This window comes from Peribacillus frigoritolerans (assembly GCF_001636405.1).
Classification (GTDB): domain Bacteria; phylum Bacillota; class Bacilli; order Bacillales; family DSM-1321; genus Peribacillus; species Peribacillus frigoritolerans.
The window spans coordinates 5,001-25,543 of sequence record NZ_KV440950.1 but is presented as its reverse complement, the minus strand read 5'-3'; the positions used below and the strand labels follow the sequence as shown (position 1 = coordinate 25,543).

The following is a 20,543-nucleotide window of genomic DNA, read 5'->3' as shown; positions in this document are numbered from 1 at the left end:
GCTCTAATCTTTTAAACACGTTATGCATTCGAGCATATGTTGGTTATTTCCAAAGCGTCAACGATACGCTGAACTTCAGATCCCTCAAGTGTCTCTTTTTTCAATAACTCTTCAACGAGCTCTTCATACTGTAGGCGATTCGAGTTAATCAACATTTCCGTTTCCTGAATCGCTTTCGTGAATAATTCCTGCATCTTTTGCTCCTTCTCACCTTTATTGAAAGTGAGGGTGAATCCATCTTGAAGCATTCCGGTATCGACCATTTGTTCCAGCAGATGTTTCGCCTGCTGTACATCTCCGCCTACACCTATGCTATGTTCCCCTAAATACATTCTTTCCGCCACGCCGCCTGCCAAGATCATTTTGACTTGATCGAGCAATTCACTGGCTGTTGCCAGATGGAGCTCTTTCGGTATCGGCGCTACATATCCAAGGGCTTCCCCACGCGGAATGATGGTCGCCTTTCTAACGGAGCCAGGCTTTGTCAAAGCCGCAATCAGGGCATGTCCACTTTCATGAATGGCCACACGCCGCTTCGTATCCGCATCATTCAAAGTACGTGATGTCGCTCCAAGTATCGTACGGTCAATCGCGTAATCAAGATCCTGTTTACGAATCATATCCTGTTCATTCCTCAGGGCATGACGTGAGGCAGTATCGAACAGGGAGCTTAAGTCAGCGCCGGAGAAACCGGATGTACTTTCAGCCAACTCATCCAGGGAAGCCAGGACATCTGTCGCTAGACGCTTTCCCTTCGTATGGATATCGATGATTTCCTTTCTTCCTTGTGTATCCGGAAGTGGGACTTGGAAAGAGAAATCGATCCTGCCCGGACGTAGAAATGCCTCATCGAGCATATCTTTCCGGTTGGTCGCTGCAATGAATAAAATGCCTTCATTTGGATGGCCCCCATCCAATTGGACAAGCAGTTCGGTTAACGTTTTTTCGCCTTCTTCCCCGCCGTGGGGTTTCCTTTTACCAGCCAATGCATCCACTTCATCGATGAAAATGACAGCTGGCGATTGTTTACGTGCATTTTGGAAAAGGCTGCGGACACGGGCTGCACCGACTCCAACAAACATTTCGTTGAAGGCTGAACCGCTCGTTGAGAAGAAGTTGGCACCAAGCTCTTTTGCAATTGCCTGAGCAAGCAGCGTTTTCCCCGTTCCAGGAGGGCCGTATAATAAAATGCCTTGAGGCGGCTTAATTCCAATTTTAGCTGAACGTTCAGGTTCCTTTAGTGTAGTAAGTGTCTGAAGGATCTCCTGTTTGATTTCGGATTGCAAACCGCCTACATCATCCAAAGTTATCTCTGGCAGGGGTTTTGGGGTGGAAAGGCTTTGTTTTTTGCTGCCGATCCGCAATCCGCCCTTTGATTTTTTCTGTATAATGACACCGGTTGTGACGAGGGCCGCCATTAACCCGCCTAAAATCCATAATGCTGATTTATTAGTTGATGAAAAAGAATATTGAACGTTATAAGTTTCGACAAGTTTATTGATCATTTGACTGTTGGGAGGAATACTTGAAACGTATTCTCCATCTGGTGTGGAGATGTGAAGAGTGCCATTTCTTTTTTCTTCAATGGTGACAAGAGCTCCATTTTGGGCTTTAATCGTTTTTTCCACCGATGAAAAAGGAATGACCATATCCTTTGACTGAGTAACAGCATACCAACTGATTCCAGCAATTATCACAATGAGAGCCGTAAGGAACGGCAGCAATTTCGAAACTAATTTAGAGTTCGAGTTCAATTTTTCATCTCCTTTAAGTATATATATTCAGTATAAAATTTTTAAACATGTAATCTATAGGTCTTTGTACCCTAAATTAAAGGTAAATAATGTTAAAGGAAAGAAATAACACTTATGTATGGGAGTTTAAAGAGTCCGGAATTTAGAAATATTTAATCTATCCGGGATATTAGACTTTTTAAATGCGAAATGCTAAAGTGAAATGGTCTAAGTCATGAAAAAATAAAATGGTAGAAGAGTGTGAAGTTCTATGAGTAAATTTATAAAAGACTATATGATTACGATGAAGGATATCGTTAGAGAAGGGGATCCCATTCTGCGTCAGGTAACGGATGAAGTTAGCCTGCCGATTTCGGATGAAGATCGTGAAACGCTGGAATGCATGATGCAATACTTGAAAAACAGTCAGGATCCAAAACTCCAAAAGAAGTTCAACTTGCGTGAAGGAGTTGGGTTGTCTGCCAATCAGATAGGCTTGAATAAACGCATGTTCGTCATGTATTTCCCCGACGAAAAGGGGAAGCTGTTTGAATATGCCCTTGTGAATCCGAAAATCATCAGCCATTCCGCCACAATGATCTATTTACCGCAAAGTGAAGGCTGCCTTTCTGTCGACCGTGATATTAAAGGATATGTACCGCGTTATGAACGGGTTAAAATCAAAGCTTTTGACGGTAATGGTGAGGAAATAGAGATGCGGCTGAAGGGCTTTGCTGCAATCGTGTTTCAACATGAGCTAGATCATTTGAACGGGATGATGTTTTATGACCGGATCAATACCGAAAACCCTTTCAAGCTTCCGGAAAACGTGGAAGTGAAAAGTCTGTAAAACCCAAAAAGGCAAAGCGCCATGCTTTGCCTTTTTACCGTTTTATGGCTTTAGGAAACATATCTTCTTCCATATGCTTCAGCAAATCACTGAAAATGGCCAGGCTCATTTGCTGGTATCCTTCTGAAGTGAGGTGGATGCCATCATCGCTAATCAAGGGACCCAAGTCACCGGAGGATTTAATATGGGAACGGACGTCGATCAAAGGCACCTTTAGTTCCTCTGCAAGGCTTTTCAATTGGCGATTGTACATCCCATGCCAATGTTCAATACCGCCGACATGGGAAACGAAATACCCGATTGAATGACCGAACTTATCGGCGATGGATCTGTAATATCTGGCAGGATCCAGTGGCGGAAGAGTTAAAAGGAAAGGGGTTATATGCTTGTCCTGAACCTGCTTGACAAGTTGTGTGACATTTTCCAGGTAGCGTTCGATTGGAACGATGGGTTCATGGTCACCTTCTGGATTCTTGGCTACTTCGTCCCAATGGAAGTTACAGTCATTTCCACCGACCTCTATTAATACGATATCGGGATTTTCCGACATAACGTCTTTCTCGATCCGGCTAACCAACAGGTCGGAGTTATCATTGAAAACCCCTTTATTCAAAACTTCGACGAATGGCAAAGATTCTGTTAGCTTAGCTAAAGAGTTTGGATAATTTTCTTTAATGATGCGAAGGCGCCCCCTAACATAAGAAATGCCTCTGGTTAAACTGTCTCCAAAACATACGATCTTCAAACTTCTCACCTCGGTATGTGAATGTGTTACTTATATTTTAGTAGCGGAATGATATTTCGGCAATCTTCACCTCCTTTATAGAAGGGAGATGAAAATACAAAAAGCGCTGGGAGTGCAGCGCTTTTTGTTTATTGCAATGATTCCTTTTTTGAAGGTGTTTCCACCCTTGTTTTTCCCATGAAGAACACAGTGATGGCTGCAAGACCGATCGGAATGAGGGCCAAGGTGAAGATGAATGAAATCGAATCGGACATCGCATGAACGATTTTATCCAGGATAAAATCCGGAATCTCCGCACGTGTTTCCGATTGGAAGAGCTGGCGTGGGTCCTCCATCAATCCGGCTGTATCCGGACTTCCTTGCATTCCTTTAAACGCATCCGTCATTTTACTTGTGAATACATTGTTCTGAATCGCTCCATAAATCGTTACACCGAGTGTCATCCCAAAAGAACGGAGAAAGGAGTTTGTTGAGTTGGCCGACCCCCGGAATCTAGGTTCCAAGTTGTGGATGGATGCTATAGGCAAAAGGGAGAAGGAAAAGCCCATGCCAAATCCAGTCAAAATCATGTACAAAGTTAATAAAGTCCTGCTGGTATCAGGGGTGATGGTCCCTAATAAAAGCATTCCTGCAAAATAACAGATGACGGAAACCGTCATTAAGTTACGAAAGCTTGTCTTTGTATTGAATATCCCGCCAATTGCACTGCCGAATACAGAACCAAGCATCATGGGAGTTAGGATCAGTCCGGCATTTGTTGCTGAACCACCGTAAACTGCCTGCACGAAAATCGGGATATAGACGGTTAAAATAATGAATGTACCGCCATAAAGAATGGCTAAAATTTGAGAAGTGGCAAATAATCGCCTTTTAAACAGCCATAATGAAATGATTGGATCACTTGCTCTTTTTTCGAAAAAGAAAAATGAAACGAAGAAAACCACAAAACTGGCAAACAGGCCTATGATGGGAGAGGAACTCCAACCATACTCCCCGCCTAGTTCAAGAGCGAACATTAAGCTGATAACGGCTATGACGAGAGTTGCTGCTCCACCCCAATCAATTTTTTGCTCCTGGGTGTTGGGTGACTCCTTGTAATAATTCCAGATGAAAAGTAAAGAAATGATCCCAATCGGAACATTGACGTAGAAAATCCAGTGCCAGCTGGAGTATTCGGTAATATAAGCACCTAAAAGTGGTCCCAATACGCTTGATGCTCCAAATACAGCACCGAAAAGGCCAGTTAATTTCCCCCGTTTTTCAGGTGGGAAAATATCAAAAATAATCGTAAAGGCTATAGGCATCAAGGCGCCTCCGCCGATCCCTTGGATTGCACGGAAGATACTTAACTGCACTATGCTCTGAGCCATGCCGCATAATGCGGAACCAATCAAAAAGACTATAAGTCCGAAAATAAAAAACCGCTTTCTTCCATACATGTCCGAAAGCTTACCGAATATCGGCATACTTGCCATCGTTGCGACCATATAGGCGGATGTCACCCATACAAACTTATCAAATCCGCCTAAATCAGAAACGATCGTTCCCATCGCAGTCGCAACAATCGTATTATCCATTGCTGACATCAGGATACCCAGTAGTAAACCGGCAACAATGAATTTTTGTTTTTTTTGAACGTTCATTTATTTTCCTCCTTCATATCAACCAGCTCATGAATTTTCCTTTACATGGTTGAAGGGTAAACGTTAAGATGAAACAAAACATTTATCTTGATAATCAAGATAAATTCAAGTGTAAAAGGGGTGGCATTTTATGTCAAGCGATAATAGGTTGAATTCAGCTCTGTTAGAGAGTTTAACACACAGATTGCAGCGGTATGGAATGAGATCCGTTTTATTTCAACAAAATATGGCCCAGAAAATAGGGGTGTCCCATACGGACTTAAAGAGTGCTGAAATATTGAATGAAACAGGACCGATTACCGCTGGTGAATTATCCAAAATTACAGGATTGAGCACGGGTTCGGTTACGGCACTGATCAATCGCCTGGAGAAGTCGGGTTATGTTAAAAGGGAACGAGATCAATTGGACGGAAGAAAGGTCATGATTATGCCGATACCGGAAAGGCAGGAACAGATTAAATCGCACTATCAATCGCTCTCCATGGCCACAAAAGAATTATGCTCAGCTTATAATGAACAAGAGCTAATATTGATCAATCAATTTGTTGAGGAAATCACAAAAATTATGGATAAAGAAAATGACAAGTTAATGAGTGAGCGTGAAAGGTAGCTGATATGTAGGCTGCCTTTTTTATTTTTAGCCAGCTGGGATCTACTTATCCTGCGTAAGCAAAAGGGATAGCGTGGATTCTTTTCAAAGAGAATGAATAATGTCACGTTTCCATTAAAAATATATATTGATAATGATTCTCATTATCTGCTAATATAAATCTACAAATCATTTCAAAGGGAGAATACAAAATGAAGAAAGCAAATGCGTCATTAGCAGTCTTACTATCAACCAGCCTATTATTTGGCTGTACGCAGGAAAAGGAAGGAACTGAACAGGCAGATGATAATGCCAAAGAAGTGAGTGCGAGTAAGCTTGATGATGTATCTAGTGAGTACCGGGAATATGCCATTGGTGAAATAGAAGAGTTCGTAAACGCAACGGAAGAATTCACCACGGCCGTATCTGCCGGCGATATAGAAAAGGCGAAGGAATTATACGCACCAGCCCGCATGCATTATGAGAGAGCGGAACCCATCGCTGAAGTATTTGGGGATCTTGACCCCAAAATCGATGCGCGTGAAGGGGATGTCAAAGATGAAGAATGGGGCGGTTACCATAGGATTGAAATGGGGTTATGGCAAGAAAATACAACGAAAGGATACGAAAAGTTTGCAGATCAATTAATGAGTGATGTCAATTTGCTTCGTGCCAAAGTTGAAACGGTTGAGGTAACGCCCGATTTGTTGATCACGGGTGCAGTGGATTTATTGAATGAAGTTTCAACAAGTAAAGTGACAGGAGAAGAGGACCGATACTCCCATACCGATTTATATGATTTCGTGGCTAATGTTGAAGGTGCAGAGAAGATCTATGAACTGCTTACTCCTGCTCTAAAAGAAAAGGATGCGAAGCTTGCTGCGGAAATCCAACAACGTTTTGACGATGTATACGGCTTGCTTGAAAAGCATAAAGAAGGGGATGGATACATCTCATATACGGATTTAAAGGAATCTGAAGTCAAGGAGTTAAGTCAAGCAATTGATGCATTGGCTGAACCACTTTCGCAAATAGGGATTGTAACGGAGGAATCTTAATTGAAAGAACATACGCCGAAAGATGAAACCGGACTTTTTACAAAAAAGGTGAGTCGTCGTAACATGCTGAAAACGGCAGGAGTGGGTGGAATCGGAGTCGTGATAGGAGCATCCGGATTTGGCGGGCTGCTGACACTTTCTGAACAAAAGGCGAAGGGACAAACTAAGGATATTGTACCTTTTTATGGAGCGCATCAAGCTGGTATCACCACTGAAGCGCAAGATAACCTTTATTTCGCGTCATTGGAAGTAACCACGGATAAAAGATCAGACTTAATCCAGTTATTCAAGGATTGGACAGAGGCTGCGGCTCAGATGACAGCGGGGAATTTGATTGGTGATACATCACTTAATACGAATATGCCCCCAAAGGATACGGGGGAAGCGAAAGAATTATCACCTTCCAATTTAACGATCACTTTTGGAGTGGGTCCGACCCTGTTTTCGAAGGATGGCAAAGATCGATTTGGTTTGAAATCAAAAAGACCTGCTGAATTAAAGGACCTGCCCCAATTCCCTTTAGATGCTTTAGAAGAAGAATGGAGCGGTGGGGATATTTGTATTCAAGCATGTGCAGATGATCTCCAAGTGGCTTTCCATGCCGTTCGGAACTTAGTGAGGATCGGCAGAGGGAAAGCGATCATTCATTGGGCACAAACAGGTTTTCAACGGACTAAGCAAGCCGATTCACAAAAAACGACACCGCGTAACCTTTTCGGGTTTAAGGATGGGACCGTCAATCCGGATACGAATGATAATAATGAAATGAATGAACATGTTTGGGTGAAGGGCGAGGACGGTCCTGACTGGCTTGTTGGAGGCAGTTATATGGTGGTGCGGCGAATCCAGATGTACATTGAAGTTTGGGACCGGACGATTTTGAAAGAACAAGAAAATACGTTTGGCCGTCATCGCGACAGTGGAGCTCCACTAGGAATGAAAAATGAGTTCGATACCGTGGATCTCGAAGCTAAAGACCCAAATGGAAATCGGATCATTCCAGAAGATTCACATGTAAGTCTCTCCAGAGGGGACGGAAAAGCAAAGATATTGCGGCGTCCATATTCATATGCAGATGGAATGGATCCCAAAACAGGGAGCTTCAATGCAGGCTTGCTATTCATTTGTTTTCAGAGAAACCCAAGTAAACAATTCATACCGATACAAGAGCGACTGGCAAAAAATGATAAGCTCAACGAATATATCGTTCACAGGGGCAGTGCCCTGTTCGCTTGTTTACCAGGTGTGAAAAAGGGTGGCTATATCGGGGATTCCCTTTTTGGATAAATATCATTTCAAATGAGGATGTGAAAATCGCCAGCATGGATATTATCCAGTTGGCGATTTTAGTTCATGAATAAGGAGGGACCACTATGACCGTTTCTAGATGGAAGAGTGGAATATTTGTTTTAGTCGTCAGTCTTTTATTTCTTTCGACTGATATTAAGATGGTTTCGGCGGGTGAAAACCATGATAAGCTCTTTGTTTATATTGGCGATAGTTTAATGAAGGTGAAATCAGGCGATCTTGAGGAAGTATCGAAAAATATCGAGCGATTCGAGCAAGATTGGAAAACGATAAAAACGGACAGCGAAAGTGCGAGGAAAGTCGACGAGAAGCTATCCGCAGTAAAACGTGCTGTGAGTGACCAAGCCTCCACAGATGAAATCAAAAAGCGATTATCGGCATTATCAAGTACGCTTGTTATTTATGATACAAACGAAAACCCTGTTGACAAGACTGACTATAAAGAACGGTTACAAGCGATACTTCCATTAATAGATAAGTTGGAGGCTTTGATAACTGAAGGTGACTTTGATCAAGCTAAAGTTCAATATACCAATCTCCTGAATCAATGGACCGATGCAGAGGTCATTGTCAGGGAGAAAAGTGTTGCTACATATGGTGAGTTTGAAACGAAAATGGCCTTTGTGCGGATAGCGATTACCCAAGACCCACCTGATCCGGAAAAAGCTCAAAAAAATCTAACTGAATTGAAGGGTTTAATCGAGGATTTCCTTGCTGGTAAAGTTGAAGTAGGAAGCCAGAAGAACACCTCTTCACTTGGGGATGTAACACAACTTTTACAAGGAAGTGCATCGGATATTGAAAAGGATGAAATCGATTCTGCCGTTGATAAGCTAAATGAAATCTTAACAATTTGGCCTAATGTAGAAGGGGAGGTTTCCACAAGGGACAGCAAACTTTACAGCGATATGGAAACGAAGGTCCCGACCGCAATCAGCCTATTGCAATCGAAAAATGTAAAGGCGGATGAAGCAAAGGGAATCGTAACCGATTTAAACACAAGGTTACTCCCTTTAATTGAGGATACGGGTTATACAACATGGGATGCAGCTCTGATCCTTTTACGGGAAGGATTGGAAGCACTCTTGATTGTAGCTACATTGCTGTCTTTCCTAAAGAAAATCGGGCAAGCGGACAAACAAAAATGGATTTGGACAGGAGTTGGTGCGGGGTTAGTTGCCAGTTCCATATTGGCGGTCATAATCAATATCGTTTTCTCTCAGATCACGGCTGCTTCAAGCCGGGAATATATCGAGGGAATCACTGGGATAATAGCCGTATTGATGATGTTGACAATTGGTCTTTGGCTTCATAGTAAATCGAACGTCCATGCATGGAACCGATATATCAGCAAGCAAATGAACCAAGCCATTGCGACGGGGAGCATCATCTCTTTCGCTTTAATCAGTTTTCTATCCATCTTCCGTGAAGGTGCCGAGACGATTATCTTTTATGCGGGAATGGCTCCTTATATGGAATTAAAGCAGCTGCTGAGCGGAATTTTCCTTGCCTTCCTCATTTTAGTGGTTATTGGTTTCATCATGCTGCGGTACAGTGTGAAATTACCGATGACCCTATTCTTTAAAGTGGCAACGATACTCATATATGCATTGGCTTTCAAGATTCTTGGAGTCTCCATCCACTCACTTCAGGTTTCTCAAGTGATACAGACAAATACGATCAGCTCCTTCCCATTTGAAGAAACGATAGGTCTTTATCCAACAATGGAAACGCTGGTGCCGCAAGCTGTATTATTATTGCTGATTGCATTGGCCGCTATTTGGGTCAAAAAGAGTAATTCCTTACGTGCAGCCGAATAATAAATGGGACTGACGCATGTCAGTCCCATTTATGTGTGCTATTAGCGTAGTGATCGGCGATAGGTATATTGCTTCCATTGATAAAGGATGAAGCAGCCGATGCAGAATCCAAGAATGGCTATGAGTGAAGCCATTCCGACCATCAAGGTAAATATATAACCGGTAACATTCCAACCAAGCAAAAAAGAAATGAATCCAAGTCCTAAGCAAACGACTGCTATTGCCTGGTTGAATTGTTGCTGTGAATGATCTTCAGGAATATAATCGGACGGTTTCTTTTTAAGAAAGAGCTTTGCCAGACGCATCACTGGATTGATATTAAAGAGAAGACCCAAAAGCCCCGCTGTTAAAGGAATGGCTAATATCCATATTTGTCCCGTCAATAAGGCGGTGGCTGCGCTTAACAAAATGACCCATTGATTCGTACGTACTAAGGGACGGGGAATGGAACGAATTTCACTCGTCATATAATACCAACCTTCCTTATGTGTTTTATTATATTTTATCCTTATTTTAATCACTTGTGAAGAGAAAGGTTAATAAAATAAAAGGTGCCCTTATTTATAATTATTTTAATTTAGTATTGATTATTATTATTATAAAAGTAGTATAATATATTTATCATGAAACAAAAGTTAGGAGGACAGTATAAATGGTAGCAAAAGTTTGTGAAACATGTGGAACACCAATAAAAAAGCTAAAGCATTCTTCCCTATGCCAGTGCGGTCCTAAGATACTGAGCAATCAATTCTCAGTTAAAACGAAAAAATAAACTCCACTGGAACAGATCATAAACTAAACCATTAATCGGTTTGAGTTTGTATATAGAAAGGGTTCCATCTTAATTTTTAAACATAGTTGATTGGAGCGGTTGTTCGAGGCTCCCGGACCGACCGTGGAAAACGAGTGCCTTACGTTCCAATCAGCGTTCATATTTTATACACTCTCAAAAAGTGAACCGATTATTCAATTAATCGGTTTTTATTTTTCCAATAAGGGGTAAAGAGCATAATAAATATTTTTCATTTCAATTAAAATAATGTACGATTATGGAATAGAATAAAACGTCATGAAGATTTGTCTAAACCATAACGTGACGGTTAGGAGGGGCTATGTTGGGAACGAGACTTTAAAAATTGGCGAGTTAGCGGAAATGGCGAATGTTACGAAACGAACCGTAGATTATTATACGAATCTTGGCTTGCTTAAAGCAGAACGTTCCGCCTCTAATTACCGTTATTATTCAGTCGGTGAACTTGAAAGGCTCCGCCGTATCGAAGGATACAAAAGAGAAAACCTTTCATTGGAAGATATTAAAGAAATACTTAAAAAGGATAAGGAAGCCGCATCAGCAATTGAGACAAAAGGTCTTCAGCTCAAGAATAAAATGGATGGCCTGAACGAAGAACTTCAGGAATTCATCAGCTTGATTGAAAAGGACGGAAAAAGTGAGCTTATTCTAAAAAAACAGATATCCCGTGAAAGCATGGCCTTGATCCAATCATTACTAGTGTTGCTCGTATGATTAAAATTTATCTCTATAGTTTTATGCACAAAGGTGCATAGTAACAATATAGGCTAAATGGTTTTGGTTCATGTTATAAGGCAAAAATGCTTATTAAACGAAAATAACCATTTATACAGGAGGTGCTTGGGATTAAGCCATATATGTCTAATCCGAAGGTCAGTAGGATTGGAACTATATGGAGAACCCGCACATATTGGAGATTTTTATAAAATTATTGGCAGTAGCTGCATTAATAGCATTAACCGCATTTTTCGTTGCATCGGAATTTGCAATCGTGAAAGTCAGAAGTTCCCGTATCAATCAATTAATTGAAGAAGGGCATAGAAATGCCCTCGCAGCCAAGAAAGTGACATCGCATATCGATGAGTACTTATCTGCCTGTCAATTGGGGATTACAGTAACCGCCTTAGGTTTAGGGGTGTTGGGTGAACCGACGGTCGAGGCGATCTTAAAACCATTGTTCACTAAATGGGGATTAGAGGAATCTGTAAGTCACATCATCTCGTTCCTGATCGCGTTCGGTTCCGTGACATTCCTTCATGTTGTAGTCGGCGAACTCGCACCGAAAACAGTTGCGATTCAAAGGGCAGAAGAGGTAACCTTGCTATTTGCAAAGCCATTAATTCTCTTTTACCGCATTTTGTACCCATTCATTTGGTTACTGAATGGTTCTGCACGTCTCCTGACGGGCATGTTCGGATTAAAGCCTGCTTCCGAGTCCGAAATAGCTCATTCCGAAGAAGAGCTGCGCATCATTTTATCGGAAAGCTATAAAAGCGGTGAGATCAACCAATCGGAATACAAATATGTCAATCAGATATTTGAATTTGATGAGCGTATTGCCAACGAAATCATGGTTCCGCGTACGGAAATGACCGTTATCGAAAAAGGCATGCCATTATTGGAAGTTGTTGAACTGATACAGGAAGAACAATACACAAGGTATCCTGTCATAGAAGGTGATAAAGACAATGTCGTGGGAATGGTCAATATCAAACGCCTTTATACAGCGACGATTACTGAAGATAATGTAACGGCTTTAACGGTGGATTCCTTTATAACACCCATCATCCGTGTTCTTGAAACGATCGCCATTCATGATCTGCTGCTAAAAATGCAGAAGGAAAGGATTCATATGGCAGTTTTGACCGATGAATATGGCGGAACAGCTGGTCTTGTAACGGTTGAAGACATCCTTGAAGAAATCGTCGGGGAAATCCGTGATGAATTTGATCAGGATGAACGTCCGCTCATTCAAAAAATTGATGAAGGGCATTATGTATTCGATGCTAAAACATTGGTTGAAGATGTCAATGATACCCTTGCGATCGATTTGCCGGAGGAAGATATCGATACATTGGGTGGATGGTTCCTGACAGGCAGATTTGAAATTGCTGTCGGAGATAGAATTGAATACGCCGGATATGAATTTACTGTAAAGGAAATGGACGGCCACCATGTTTTATATGTTGAAGTGAAGAAGATTAAATAAACAGGATCACACCAAAAGCTGAAAGTGAAAACTTTCGGCTTTTGTTATGTACGGACCATTTATGAAAATGGTAAGGCAGACTGTTACTTAATTGGAAAAGGAATTCATGTAAAATGATAGTGTGGGTAACCATTTTAGCTTGGAAAATGTTAAAATTGATTTTGAACAATGAAACTATCTATATATCATTTCAAAGAATATAAGGTGAGTTCTAGTATTTTGCAATGCCGTTATTTCGGGCTGGTATAAATAAGTATTGAAGGTGGGCGGGAAAAAATGGGTTTTAAGAAAAAGCAAATGTTGGGATTTGGTTTAATCTTGCTTTTCTTGGCTATTTTACTTTCATTCATGATGTTTACGCTAAACAATTTAAAGAGCAGCATGACTGAAATAGTTGAAAATCGCTATGATAAGGTTCAAGCTTCGATGGAAATCCGTCAGCTTTTTTCTAGATCGGACCGTGAGATTTTGTTTGCAGCTAATGATGCAAATAAAGAAGAAAGAGCAGAGAGCCTCGAAATCATCAATGAAAATCATAGTTTGATTGAATCAAAAATTGCCGGGTTATCAGGTTCGTTAAATAAGTCGAAAGCGAAGCAGCTATTGAAAGAGTTCGAGACCCAATATGCTTCTTACTCCATAACGGAGGCTGAGATCATCCAAAAGATAAAATCGGGAAACTCTTCTGATAATCTTTCAAGCCTGATGGATGACCAAAGGGAAAAACGAACGAAAGTCATCAGTACGATGGATGAATTTAAGGATTACCAAGAAGGTGTCATGAAAGATACCTTAAGTAATTCGAGACAAACCTATGAAGATATGATCGGTTTTGTGATTTTTGCGGTTATTCTCAGCATTTTGGTCATTTCCGTAACGGTTGTTTGGATGATTCGGAGCACATCGAAAGATCTGCAATCGATTACGAAGGTCATCGAAGATATCGATTTTAAAAATTTGTCGGTCATACCAAGAATTCCGGTTCGGACCACTGATGAAATTGGGGATATAGCGAAATCGTTCAATGATATGGCGGAATCGCTTGAAATCTATAACCAAAAAGAAAAAGATTTCACTGAAAAGATCAGTGAACAGAACTGGATTCAGACCCGTGTTGCAGATATAGCTACCATGTATCAGCGCATTGTTGATGTGGAAGTCCTTGCTGACCGGTTCATTACAAGACTTGCACCGATGATGGGAGCTTCAATTGGAGCTTTTTACGTCAAACGGGGTGAGGGTGTGGATATGCGCTTTGTGAAGCTTGCCAGCTTTGCTGGAGATGGTGAAGATTCGGGCAGGCGTGAATTTCGTCTTGGCGAAGGTTTGATCGGTCAATGCGCCCTTGAAAAGAAAACCAAAGTCATCGAAGATATCCCTGAGGATTTCCAATTGGTTACGACAGGATTGGGGGAAATCAACCCGAAAAGCATTGTCATTGCGCCAGTCGTTTTTGAGGATGAAGTGGTGGCGATGGTTGAACTGGCGAGTTTGGAGGCCTTTACGAAGCTGCAAAAAACGTTCCTGAACCAGGTTCTTGATACTCTGGGCATCACGATCAATAATGTAGAGGGCCGGATGGAAATAGAGCGTTTATTGAAAGAATCACAGGCACAGACTGAAGAGTTACAGGCTCAATCGGAAGAATTGCAATCACAGTCAGAGGAAATGCAAGCCCAATCGGAGGAACTGCAAACACAGGCTGAAGAGTTGCGAATGATCAATGAACAATTGGAAGAGAGAAATCGTGAAACGGAAGAAAAATCGAAAGAGCTTCAAGTCGCTAAACTGAATCTTGAAAAACAAGCGGAAGAATTGAAGTTAAGTTCAAAATATAAATCGGAATTCATGGCAAATATGTCCCATGAATTGCGGACACCGCTTAATAGTATCCTGATTTTATCGGAAATGCTTTCAGATCCTAATGATAGTAAATTAAATGAAGAGCAACAGGAATTCGCTCGTGTCATTAATTCATCAGGTCAAGACTTATTAACGTTGATCAATGACATTTTGGATTTATCAAAAGTTGAAGTCGGAAAGCTTGAAGTGGTCTTTGATGAAATGAATCTGAGTGAGCTTCCTGAGTTATTGCACCGTAACTTCGATCATGTAGCGAAGAAAAAGAACATTGACTTTATAATCGAAAAAAGTAAAAACGTTCCGGATATTTTCTTTACGGATGAACAGCGCTTCCAGCAAATTTTGAAAAACCTGCTATCCAATGCATTTAAATTCACGGAAAAAGGTTCTGTGTCTGTCCAAATCAAAAAAGCTGATGAAGAAAATGTAGCACAATGGATACAGACAAAAGGAGCGAGCAATTGGGTTGAAATTAAGGTGACGGATACTGGCATCGGAATATCAAAAGAGAAGCAAAAACTTATCTTTGAAGCATTCCAGCAAGGTGACGGAGCTACAATGAGAAAATATGGCGGTACAGGACTTGGGCTATCGATTTGCCGGGAGTTTGCCAAACTTCTGGGAGGCTGGGTCATTGTAGATAGTGAAGAAGGGCAAGGCAGTACCTTTACTTTCTTTATTCCAAGCATGCCGGAGGGCTTCAAAAATGTCGACGAAGCAATAGCTGCTTCTCCGGAAGTGGCAGCAGCTAACCACGATGATTCTGCAGCGCCTTTTGGCGAGCAGGGAGGACCGGATGCAGGTATGATGGATGAAGAAGACCGGGATAAGGCCAAACCTTTCTGCAATAAAACAGTACTGGTCGTCGATGATGATCACCGCAATATATTTGCCCTGAAAAATGCGCTGAAGCATGAGGGAATGGAAATCCTTACAGCTGAAAACGGCTTTGAATGTTTGGAACTCCTTGAAAAAGGTAACAATATAGATGTTATATTGATGGATATCATGATGCCGGGTATGGACGGTTACGAAACGATGACCAGAATTCGCGAGCAAAGTAAATTCGAGAATCTTCCAATCATCGCGTTAACTGCGAAAGCGATGAAAGGCGATAGGGAAAAATGCCTGAAGGCCGGCGCTTCCGATTATGTCAGCAAACCATTAAAATTGGATCAGCTGCTATCAGTCCTAAGAGTATGGCTGACTAATTGATTGATAGTATGGGTGAGGAAGGATTTTCATGAAGGATACTTTAACGATTGAAGAAAGAGAAGATTTAGAAATCGAATTATTGCTAGAGGCCATTTATTCCGTTTCTGGCTTTGACTTTCGTAAGTATATGCGTTCTTCAATAAAAAGAAGAGTTGAAAATAGAATGAGGCTGGACCATGTTCGCAGGATCAGCGGAATGATTGAAATGGTTTTATATGAAAAAGGGTATGTCGAGAAGCTATTGAGAGATTTTTCAATTAATGTCACTGAAATGTTTCGCGATCCGGATTTCTTTAAAGCCTTTCGTTTAAATATTGTACCGCTCCTGAAAAAACTTCCTGAAATCAGAATTTGGCATGCGGGATGTTCAACCGGTGAAGAAGCCTTTTCCATGGCGATCATCCTCAAGGAGGAGGGACTTTATGATAAGGCGAGGATTTATGCCACTGATATGAATGATGAAGTCCTCCGTCATGCGGAAAAAGGGATATTACCTTTAAATAGAATGCAGTCTTATACGAAAAACTATCTGCAAGCTGGAGGTAACCAGGAATTTTCGGAGTATTATACAACCGATTATCAAAATGCTTATCTTGATTCGGGTCTCCTTAAAAACATTGTGTTTTTCCAGCATAATTTAGTTACTGATGGTTCGTTCAATGAGTTCCATATCATCATGTGCCGGAATGTGATGATTTATTTTACCGGTGAATTACAGACCTATGTTAATCAGTTGTTTTATGACAGCCTTTGTAAAGATGGCTTCCTTGCGGTCGGCAGCAAGGAAACTCTTCATACATCATCCTTTTCGGAGGATTATGAGGACTTTGATTCAAAGGAACGGATTTATCGGAAACTGTAAAAAAGAAAGAGTTCGCATTTATGCGGACTCTTTCTTTTTTTGATTAAATTATTTTTCATTTTTTTTGCTTCACTATGTTTAAGGCATCCGAAGAAGGGGTATATATAATGAGTTGGTCTCCATGCAGAATCTCGACTGCAGTTTATTATTATTAAAAGAGACTGAACTTCGTTATAATATAATGGAAAAATCCCTGTTAAGGGAGCTTTATATAAGTACTGTTCCATATAAAAAAGATAAATGTTGCCGCTCGATATAAGCCAAAAGGGGAATGAAAGAATGACGATTTTAATCGTAGATGATAACCAGGTTAACCTTTTCGTTATAGAGAAAATTCTAAAACGAGCTGGCTATACGGATTTTCTATCATTAACTTCAGCTGTTGAGATGTTTGAATATTTACAGGTGGATAGTCCGCAACCTAAAGAGACTTCAGTTGATATCATTTTGCTTGATATCATGATGCCGGAGATCGATGGGATAGAGGCGTGCAGGAGACTTCAAAGTATTCCTCACCTTAGAGATATTCCCGTCATTTTTGTGACCGCCCTTGAAGATTCAAACAAGGTGGCCGAGGCACTTGATGTTGGCGGAATTGATTATATAATGAAGCCCATCAATAAAATAGATTTACTTGCGAGGATTCGCGTGGGGTTAAGACTTAAATATGAAAAAGATTGGCATAAAATGCAGGATGAAAAAATCCGCAATGAATTGGATCTTTCCATGCAGGTTCAAAGCAGCTTATTAAGTGAACCCATTATAAATGACCACTTAACTATAAGGGCATCATACTTACCTGCGAATAAATTAGCAGGGGATATGTACTATTGGCACCGCATTGATGAAAATCGGTATGGGATCATCCTGTTGGATATGATGGGGCATGGCATATCCGCCTCACTTGTGTGTATGTTCATTTCCTCCGTATTGAGGGATGCCATCAGGACCCATTCGGACCCAGTGTCAGTAATAAATGAAATGAATCGCTGGATGAGTACACTTAATAAAGATGATAATCAAGTGCATTATTATTTTACCGCTATTTATATGATCATTGATACAGAGCAAAAGACAGTGGAATATGTAAATGCCGGACATCCTCCTGGATTTGCTTTAATGGACGATGGAAAAGTGGTCTCCCTTTCAAAAGGGACATGTCCTGTTGGTTTCTTCACCGAGATGAAAATAGAGAAATCAGTCATTCATTATGAAGAAAAGATTCAGCTTATGCTTTTTACGGATGGAGTCATGGAAGCAATAGATCGAGAAGGGACGGAAGGGCTCGACCAAATAAAAGAAGCGGTCTCGACAAGATGGTTTGATTGTAAAGAATCTCCCCCTATCGATTTTTTGATGTCACCTGAAATGCAGCAAGATCAGCCTGATGATATGTGTGTTGTGGTTATTCAAGCGAATTGAAGAAGGAAGAGGCGGCAGATCATCTGCCGCCTCTTCTCTATAAAAGGGGGGTCACTTTTATATGAAATGAGAATGTTTGTTAAGAGAGTGAATCCTGTATTTGGCTATTTGCAATTAACGGTCATTTTTCAATTTACTAATGCCATCTTGGAGATTGCCTTTTAATTTATCGGCTTTACCTTCTGCTTGTAAGTGAGGATCATTTTTCGCGTTTCCGACTTGGTCTTTCGTTTCACCTTTAACTTTATTTACAGCACTCTTTACTTTGTCTGATAAACCGCTCATTATGTTACCTCCTTTTTCTTTATATACTGTATTTACCCATGAAGTGTATGGGTAAACCTGATTTATGGAGAAAGGAGTTTTAAGAAGCGATTATTTCCCTTTTACTTAACCTTTGAATGAACTGATAGGAATGTTCAATGATATGATCTTTGTCATGGTCCAACGACGCCACATGATATGAATTTTCAAGGCGCACCATCTCTTTATCACCGGACATGACAGTATCGTAAATCTGATAGGAACACGAGTCCGGTACAACGTGGTCTTCTGGTGAATGGAAGATAAGAATCGGGCACGAAACGTCTATTAGTTTTTGACTGGTATGTTCCATTATATCAAGCAATTGATTAATCGCTTTTGACGGAACTTGGTCATATGTGATTTCTTTAGGTATATCGTCTTTTATGTCAGGCTTGCCTTCGGGAATGAAGCGTGGAACCGATTGGTTACGATATCTTTCATATTCAGGAACTTGGAGAGCGGCGTTGATGGTGAGAATTCCATCACAAGCCAATTTTGTCGCTAAATCGAGAACAAGGGCGCCTCCCATTGATTGTCCGATGGCGAAAACATGGGTGCAGGTTCGCTTTAATTTTGCATAAGCCATTTCAACATCTTGTATCCATTCCTGATAATGACTTGTTTCCATTTCATATTCATCCGTTCCGTGGCCTGCCAGTCGAGGAGCGAAGACAGTAAAGCCTTTGGCGGCAAATCTTTCACCTAAATACCTTACGCTTTGTGGCGTTCCGTTAAAACCATGGCAAATAAGGATGCCGATAGAATTGCCGGGTAAGAAAAAAGATTCCGCACCTGGTATTACCATTGCTGCTGTCATATTCCCATCTCCTTTGATTTAGCTAAGTTTTGTTAATAGAAGGTTTTAATAAAATTAACTATTCCGATTATTTTACTTGGTTATATAATAGCATAATGAAAATTATGAAGTCAACTTGGTTATGTTCCAAAACTTCACTATTATTAAGAAGCATCAAAAGGATATAAAGGTAATTATCAGGTCATTTTCGTCTTTCTATTATATAAGTGCTGTCTTATGAATTGTTGATAAACTGAAGATGCTAATCACCGGTAATATATAAATATAAGAAATGGTGAAAAAGCATTGACTTTAAAGTGAAATGGGATTAATATAAATAAGCACCAACTAAGACATGCAAAAAACTTCATCGCTTTTGGCAGGTGCTGAAAGAAATAATAACTATTGACTTCTTACTATGAAAGTGATAAGATGAAATGGTCGCTGAAAAACACAGCGATTTAAAATAAGTTAAAAACTTCGTAGAAGTTGACAACTAATCAATAAGATGTTATGATGAATAAACAGCCGTTCGAAAGAACGATTGTGGAAATTGCTCTTTGAAAACTGAACAAAACAAAGCGCCAACGTTAAATTTTAAGTGAGCACACACTATCAAAAAAGCAAATGAGCAAGTCAAACATTTCTTCGGAGAGTTTGATCCTGGCTCAGGACGAACGCTGGCGGCGTGCCTAATACATGCAAGTCGAGCGAATCGACGGGAGCTTGCTCCCTGAGATTAGCGGCGGACGGGTGAGTAACACGTGGGCAACCTGCCTATAAGACTGGGATAACTTCGGGAAACCGGAGCTAATACCGGATACGTTCTTTTCTCGCATGAGAGAAGATGGAAAGACGGTTTACGCTGTCACTTATAGATGGGCCCGCGGCGCATTAGCTAGTTGGTGAGGTAATGGCTCACCAAGGCGACGATGCGTAGCCGACCTGAGAGGGTGATCGGCCACACTGGGACTGAGACACGGCCCAGACTCCTACGGGAGGCAGCAGTAGGGAATCTTCCGCAATGGACGAAAGTCTGACGGAGCAACGCCGCGTGAACGAAGAAGGCCTTCGGGTCGTAAAGTTCTGTTGTTAGGGAAGAACAAGTACCAGAGTAACTGCTGGTACCTTGACGGTACCTAACCAGAAAGCCACGGCTAACTACGTGCCAGCAGCCGCGGTAATACGTAGGTGGCAAGCGTTGTCCGGAATTATTGGGCGTAAAGCGCGCGCAGGTGGTTCCTTAAGTCTGATGTGAAAGCCCACGGCTCAACCGTGGAGGGTCATTGGAAACTGGGGAACTTGAGTGCAGA

Annotated in this window: 16 protein-coding genes and 1 rRNA gene (1 of these 17 only partly in view); 11 read left to right on the top strand and 6 right to left on the bottom strand. The window is 41.1% G+C overall.

Annotated features, from left to right (window positions below; genetic code table 11):
* Positions 1–20: 20 nt before the first annotated feature.
* Positions 21–1,754 carry an AAA family ATPase gene (locus A6755_RS00090; protein WP_063589528.1) on the bottom strand — a complete coding sequence of 578 codons (1,734 nt, stop codon included), beginning with the start codon at positions 1,752–1,754 and terminating at the stop codon, positions 21–23.
* Positions 1,755–2,004: 250 nt separating this feature from the next.
* Between A6755_RS00090 and def the strand changes: the two genes are divergently transcribed.
* A complete protein-coding gene (gene def / locus A6755_RS00085; protein WP_034304843.1) occupies positions 2,005–2,583 on the top strand; it encodes a peptide deformylase in 579 nt (192 codons plus the stop codon).
* 34 nt (positions 2,584–2,617) lie between these two features.
* Here the strand turns inward: def and A6755_RS00080 are convergent, their stop codons facing one another.
* Positions 2,618–3,328, bottom strand: a complete 711-nt coding sequence (locus A6755_RS00080) for an SGNH/GDSL hydrolase family protein (protein ID WP_063589527.1) — start codon at positions 3,326–3,328, stop codon at positions 2,618–2,620.
* A 128-nt stretch (positions 3,329–3,456) separates the two neighbouring features.
* Entirely contained in the window at positions 3,457–4,971 is a 1,515-nt protein-coding gene (locus tag A6755_RS00075) for an MDR family MFS transporter (RefSeq protein WP_063589526.1), read from the bottom strand.
* A 130-nt stretch (positions 4,972–5,101) separates the two neighbouring features.
* Between A6755_RS00075 and A6755_RS00070 the strand changes: the two genes are divergently transcribed.
* From A6755_RS00070 to A6755_RS00055, 4 genes are all read left to right on the top strand, one after another.
* The gene (locus tag A6755_RS00070; RefSeq protein ID WP_034304838.1) at positions 5,102–5,581 is read left to right on the top strand and encodes a MarR family winged helix-turn-helix transcriptional regulator; all 480 of its coding nucleotides are present in this window, start codon (positions 5,102–5,104) and stop codon (positions 5,579–5,581) included.
* Positions 5,582–5,772: 191 nt separating this feature from the next.
* Positions 5,773–6,618: an iron uptake system protein EfeO gene (gene efeO, locus A6755_RS26495; RefSeq protein ID WP_063589525.1), complete on the top strand. Its 846-nt coding sequence runs from the start codon at positions 5,773–5,775 to the stop codon at positions 6,616–6,618.
* On the top strand, positions 6,619–7,905 hold the full coding sequence (gene efeB / locus A6755_RS26490) for an iron uptake transporter deferrochelatase/peroxidase subunit (protein ID WP_034304833.1): 1,287 nt from the start codon (positions 6,619–6,621) through the stop codon (positions 7,903–7,905). It abuts the gene before it with no gap.
* 86 nt (positions 7,906–7,991) lie between these two features.
* Positions 7,992–9,746 (top strand): FTR1 family protein, encoded by a 1,755-nt coding sequence (locus A6755_RS00055; RefSeq protein ID WP_063589524.1) that lies wholly within the window; start codon positions 7,992–7,994, stop codon positions 9,744–9,746.
* A gap of 41 nt (positions 9,747–9,787) precedes the next feature.
* Here the strand turns inward: A6755_RS00055 and A6755_RS00050 are convergent, their stop codons facing one another.
* Positions 9,788–10,213, bottom strand: coding sequence for a DUF4395 domain-containing protein (locus A6755_RS00050; RefSeq protein ID WP_063589523.1), 426 nt, complete (start codon positions 10,211–10,213; stop codon positions 9,788–9,790).
* A gap of 602 nt (positions 10,214–10,815) precedes the next feature.
* Between A6755_RS00050 and A6755_RS00045 the strand changes: the two genes are divergently transcribed.
* The 5 genes from A6755_RS00045 (at position 10,816) to A6755_RS00025 (ending at position 18,128) form a co-directional block, all read left to right on the top strand.
* On the top strand, positions 10,816–11,271 hold the full coding sequence (locus A6755_RS00045) for a MerR family transcriptional regulator (protein ID WP_084737267.1): 456 nt from the start codon (positions 10,816–10,818) through the stop codon (positions 11,269–11,271).
* A 196-nt stretch (positions 11,272–11,467) separates the two neighbouring features.
* Positions 11,468–12,766 carry a hemolysin family protein gene (locus A6755_RS00040; RefSeq protein WP_063592383.1) on the top strand — a complete coding sequence of 433 codons (1,299 nt, stop codon included), beginning with the start codon at positions 11,468–11,470 and terminating at the stop codon, positions 12,764–12,766.
* A 276-nt stretch (positions 12,767–13,042) separates the two neighbouring features.
* Positions 13,043–15,844, top strand: a complete 2,802-nt coding sequence (locus A6755_RS00035; RefSeq protein WP_063589522.1) for a response regulator — start codon at positions 13,043–13,045, stop codon at positions 15,842–15,844.
* Between the two features lie 28 nt (positions 15,845–15,872).
* Positions 15,873–16,706, top strand: a complete 834-nt coding sequence (locus A6755_RS00030; protein ID WP_034304823.1) for a CheR family methyltransferase — start codon at positions 15,873–15,875, stop codon at positions 16,704–16,706.
* Between the two features lie 279 nt (positions 16,707–16,985).
* Positions 16,986–18,128, top strand: a complete 1,143-nt coding sequence (locus A6755_RS00025; RefSeq protein ID WP_034304820.1) for a PP2C family protein-serine/threonine phosphatase — start codon at positions 16,986–16,988, stop codon at positions 18,126–18,128.
* Positions 18,129–18,242: 114 nt separating this feature from the next.
* Here the strand turns inward: A6755_RS00025 and A6755_RS25680 are convergent, their stop codons facing one another.
* Both A6755_RS25680 and A6755_RS00020 read right to left on the bottom strand, forming a co-directional pair.
* Complete coding sequence (locus A6755_RS25680) at positions 18,243–18,413, bottom strand: CsbD family protein (RefSeq protein WP_065310846.1); 171 nt, start codon at positions 18,411–18,413, stop codon at positions 18,243–18,245.
* 79 nt (positions 18,414–18,492) lie between these two features.
* Entirely contained in the window at positions 18,493–19,251 is a 759-nt protein-coding gene (locus tag A6755_RS00020) for an alpha/beta hydrolase (RefSeq protein WP_063589521.1), read from the bottom strand.
* 624 nt (positions 19,252–19,875) lie between these two features.
* Between A6755_RS00020 and A6755_RS00015 the strand changes: the two genes are divergently transcribed.
* Positions 19,876–20,543: ribosomal RNA gene (locus A6755_RS00015) — 16S ribosomal RNA — on the top strand (it continues 883 nt past the right edge of the window).

Bases quoted from the DNA above. Each gene is read 5' to 3' on its own strand.
- A6755_RS25680 (WP_065310846.1), bottom strand. From the start codon at position 18,413: ATGAGCGGTTTATCAGACAAAGTAAAGAGTGCTGTAAATAAAGTTAAA.
- A6755_RS00045 (WP_084737267.1), top strand. From the start codon at position 10,816: ATGAAGATTTGTCTAAACCATAACGTGACGGTTAGGAGGGGCTATGTT.
- A6755_RS00055 (WP_063589524.1), top strand. From the start codon at position 7,992: ATGACCGTTTCTAGATGGAAGAGTGGAATATTTGTTTTAGTCGTCAGT.
- A6755_RS00025 (WP_034304820.1), top strand. From the start codon at position 16,986: ATGACGATTTTAATCGTAGATGATAACCAGGTTAACCTTTTCGTTATA.
- A6755_RS00035 (WP_063589522.1), top strand. From the start codon at position 13,043: ATGGGTTTTAAGAAAAAGCAAATGTTGGGATTTGGTTTAATCTTGCTT.
- A6755_RS00030 (WP_034304823.1), top strand. From the start codon at position 15,873: ATGAAGGATACTTTAACGATTGAAGAAAGAGAAGATTTAGAAATCGAA.
- A6755_RS00070 (WP_034304838.1), top strand. From the start codon at position 5,102: ATGTCAAGCGATAATAGGTTGAATTCAGCTCTGTTAGAGAGTTTAACA.
- A6755_RS00075 (WP_063589526.1), bottom strand. From the start codon at position 4,971: ATGAACGTTCAAAAAAAACAAAAATTCATTGTTGCCGGTTTACTACTG.
- A6755_RS00050 (WP_063589523.1), bottom strand. From the start codon at position 10,213: ATGACGAGTGAAATTCGTTCCATTCCCCGTCCCTTAGTACGTACGAAT.
- def (WP_034304843.1), top strand. From the start codon at position 2,005: ATGAGTAAATTTATAAAAGACTATATGATTACGATGAAGGATATCGTT.
- efeO (WP_063589525.1), top strand. From the start codon at position 5,773: ATGAAGAAAGCAAATGCGTCATTAGCAGTCTTACTATCAACCAGCCTA.
- A6755_RS00020 (WP_063589521.1), bottom strand. From the start codon at position 19,251: ATGACAGCAGCAATGGTAATACCAGGTGCGGAATCTTTTTTCTTACCC.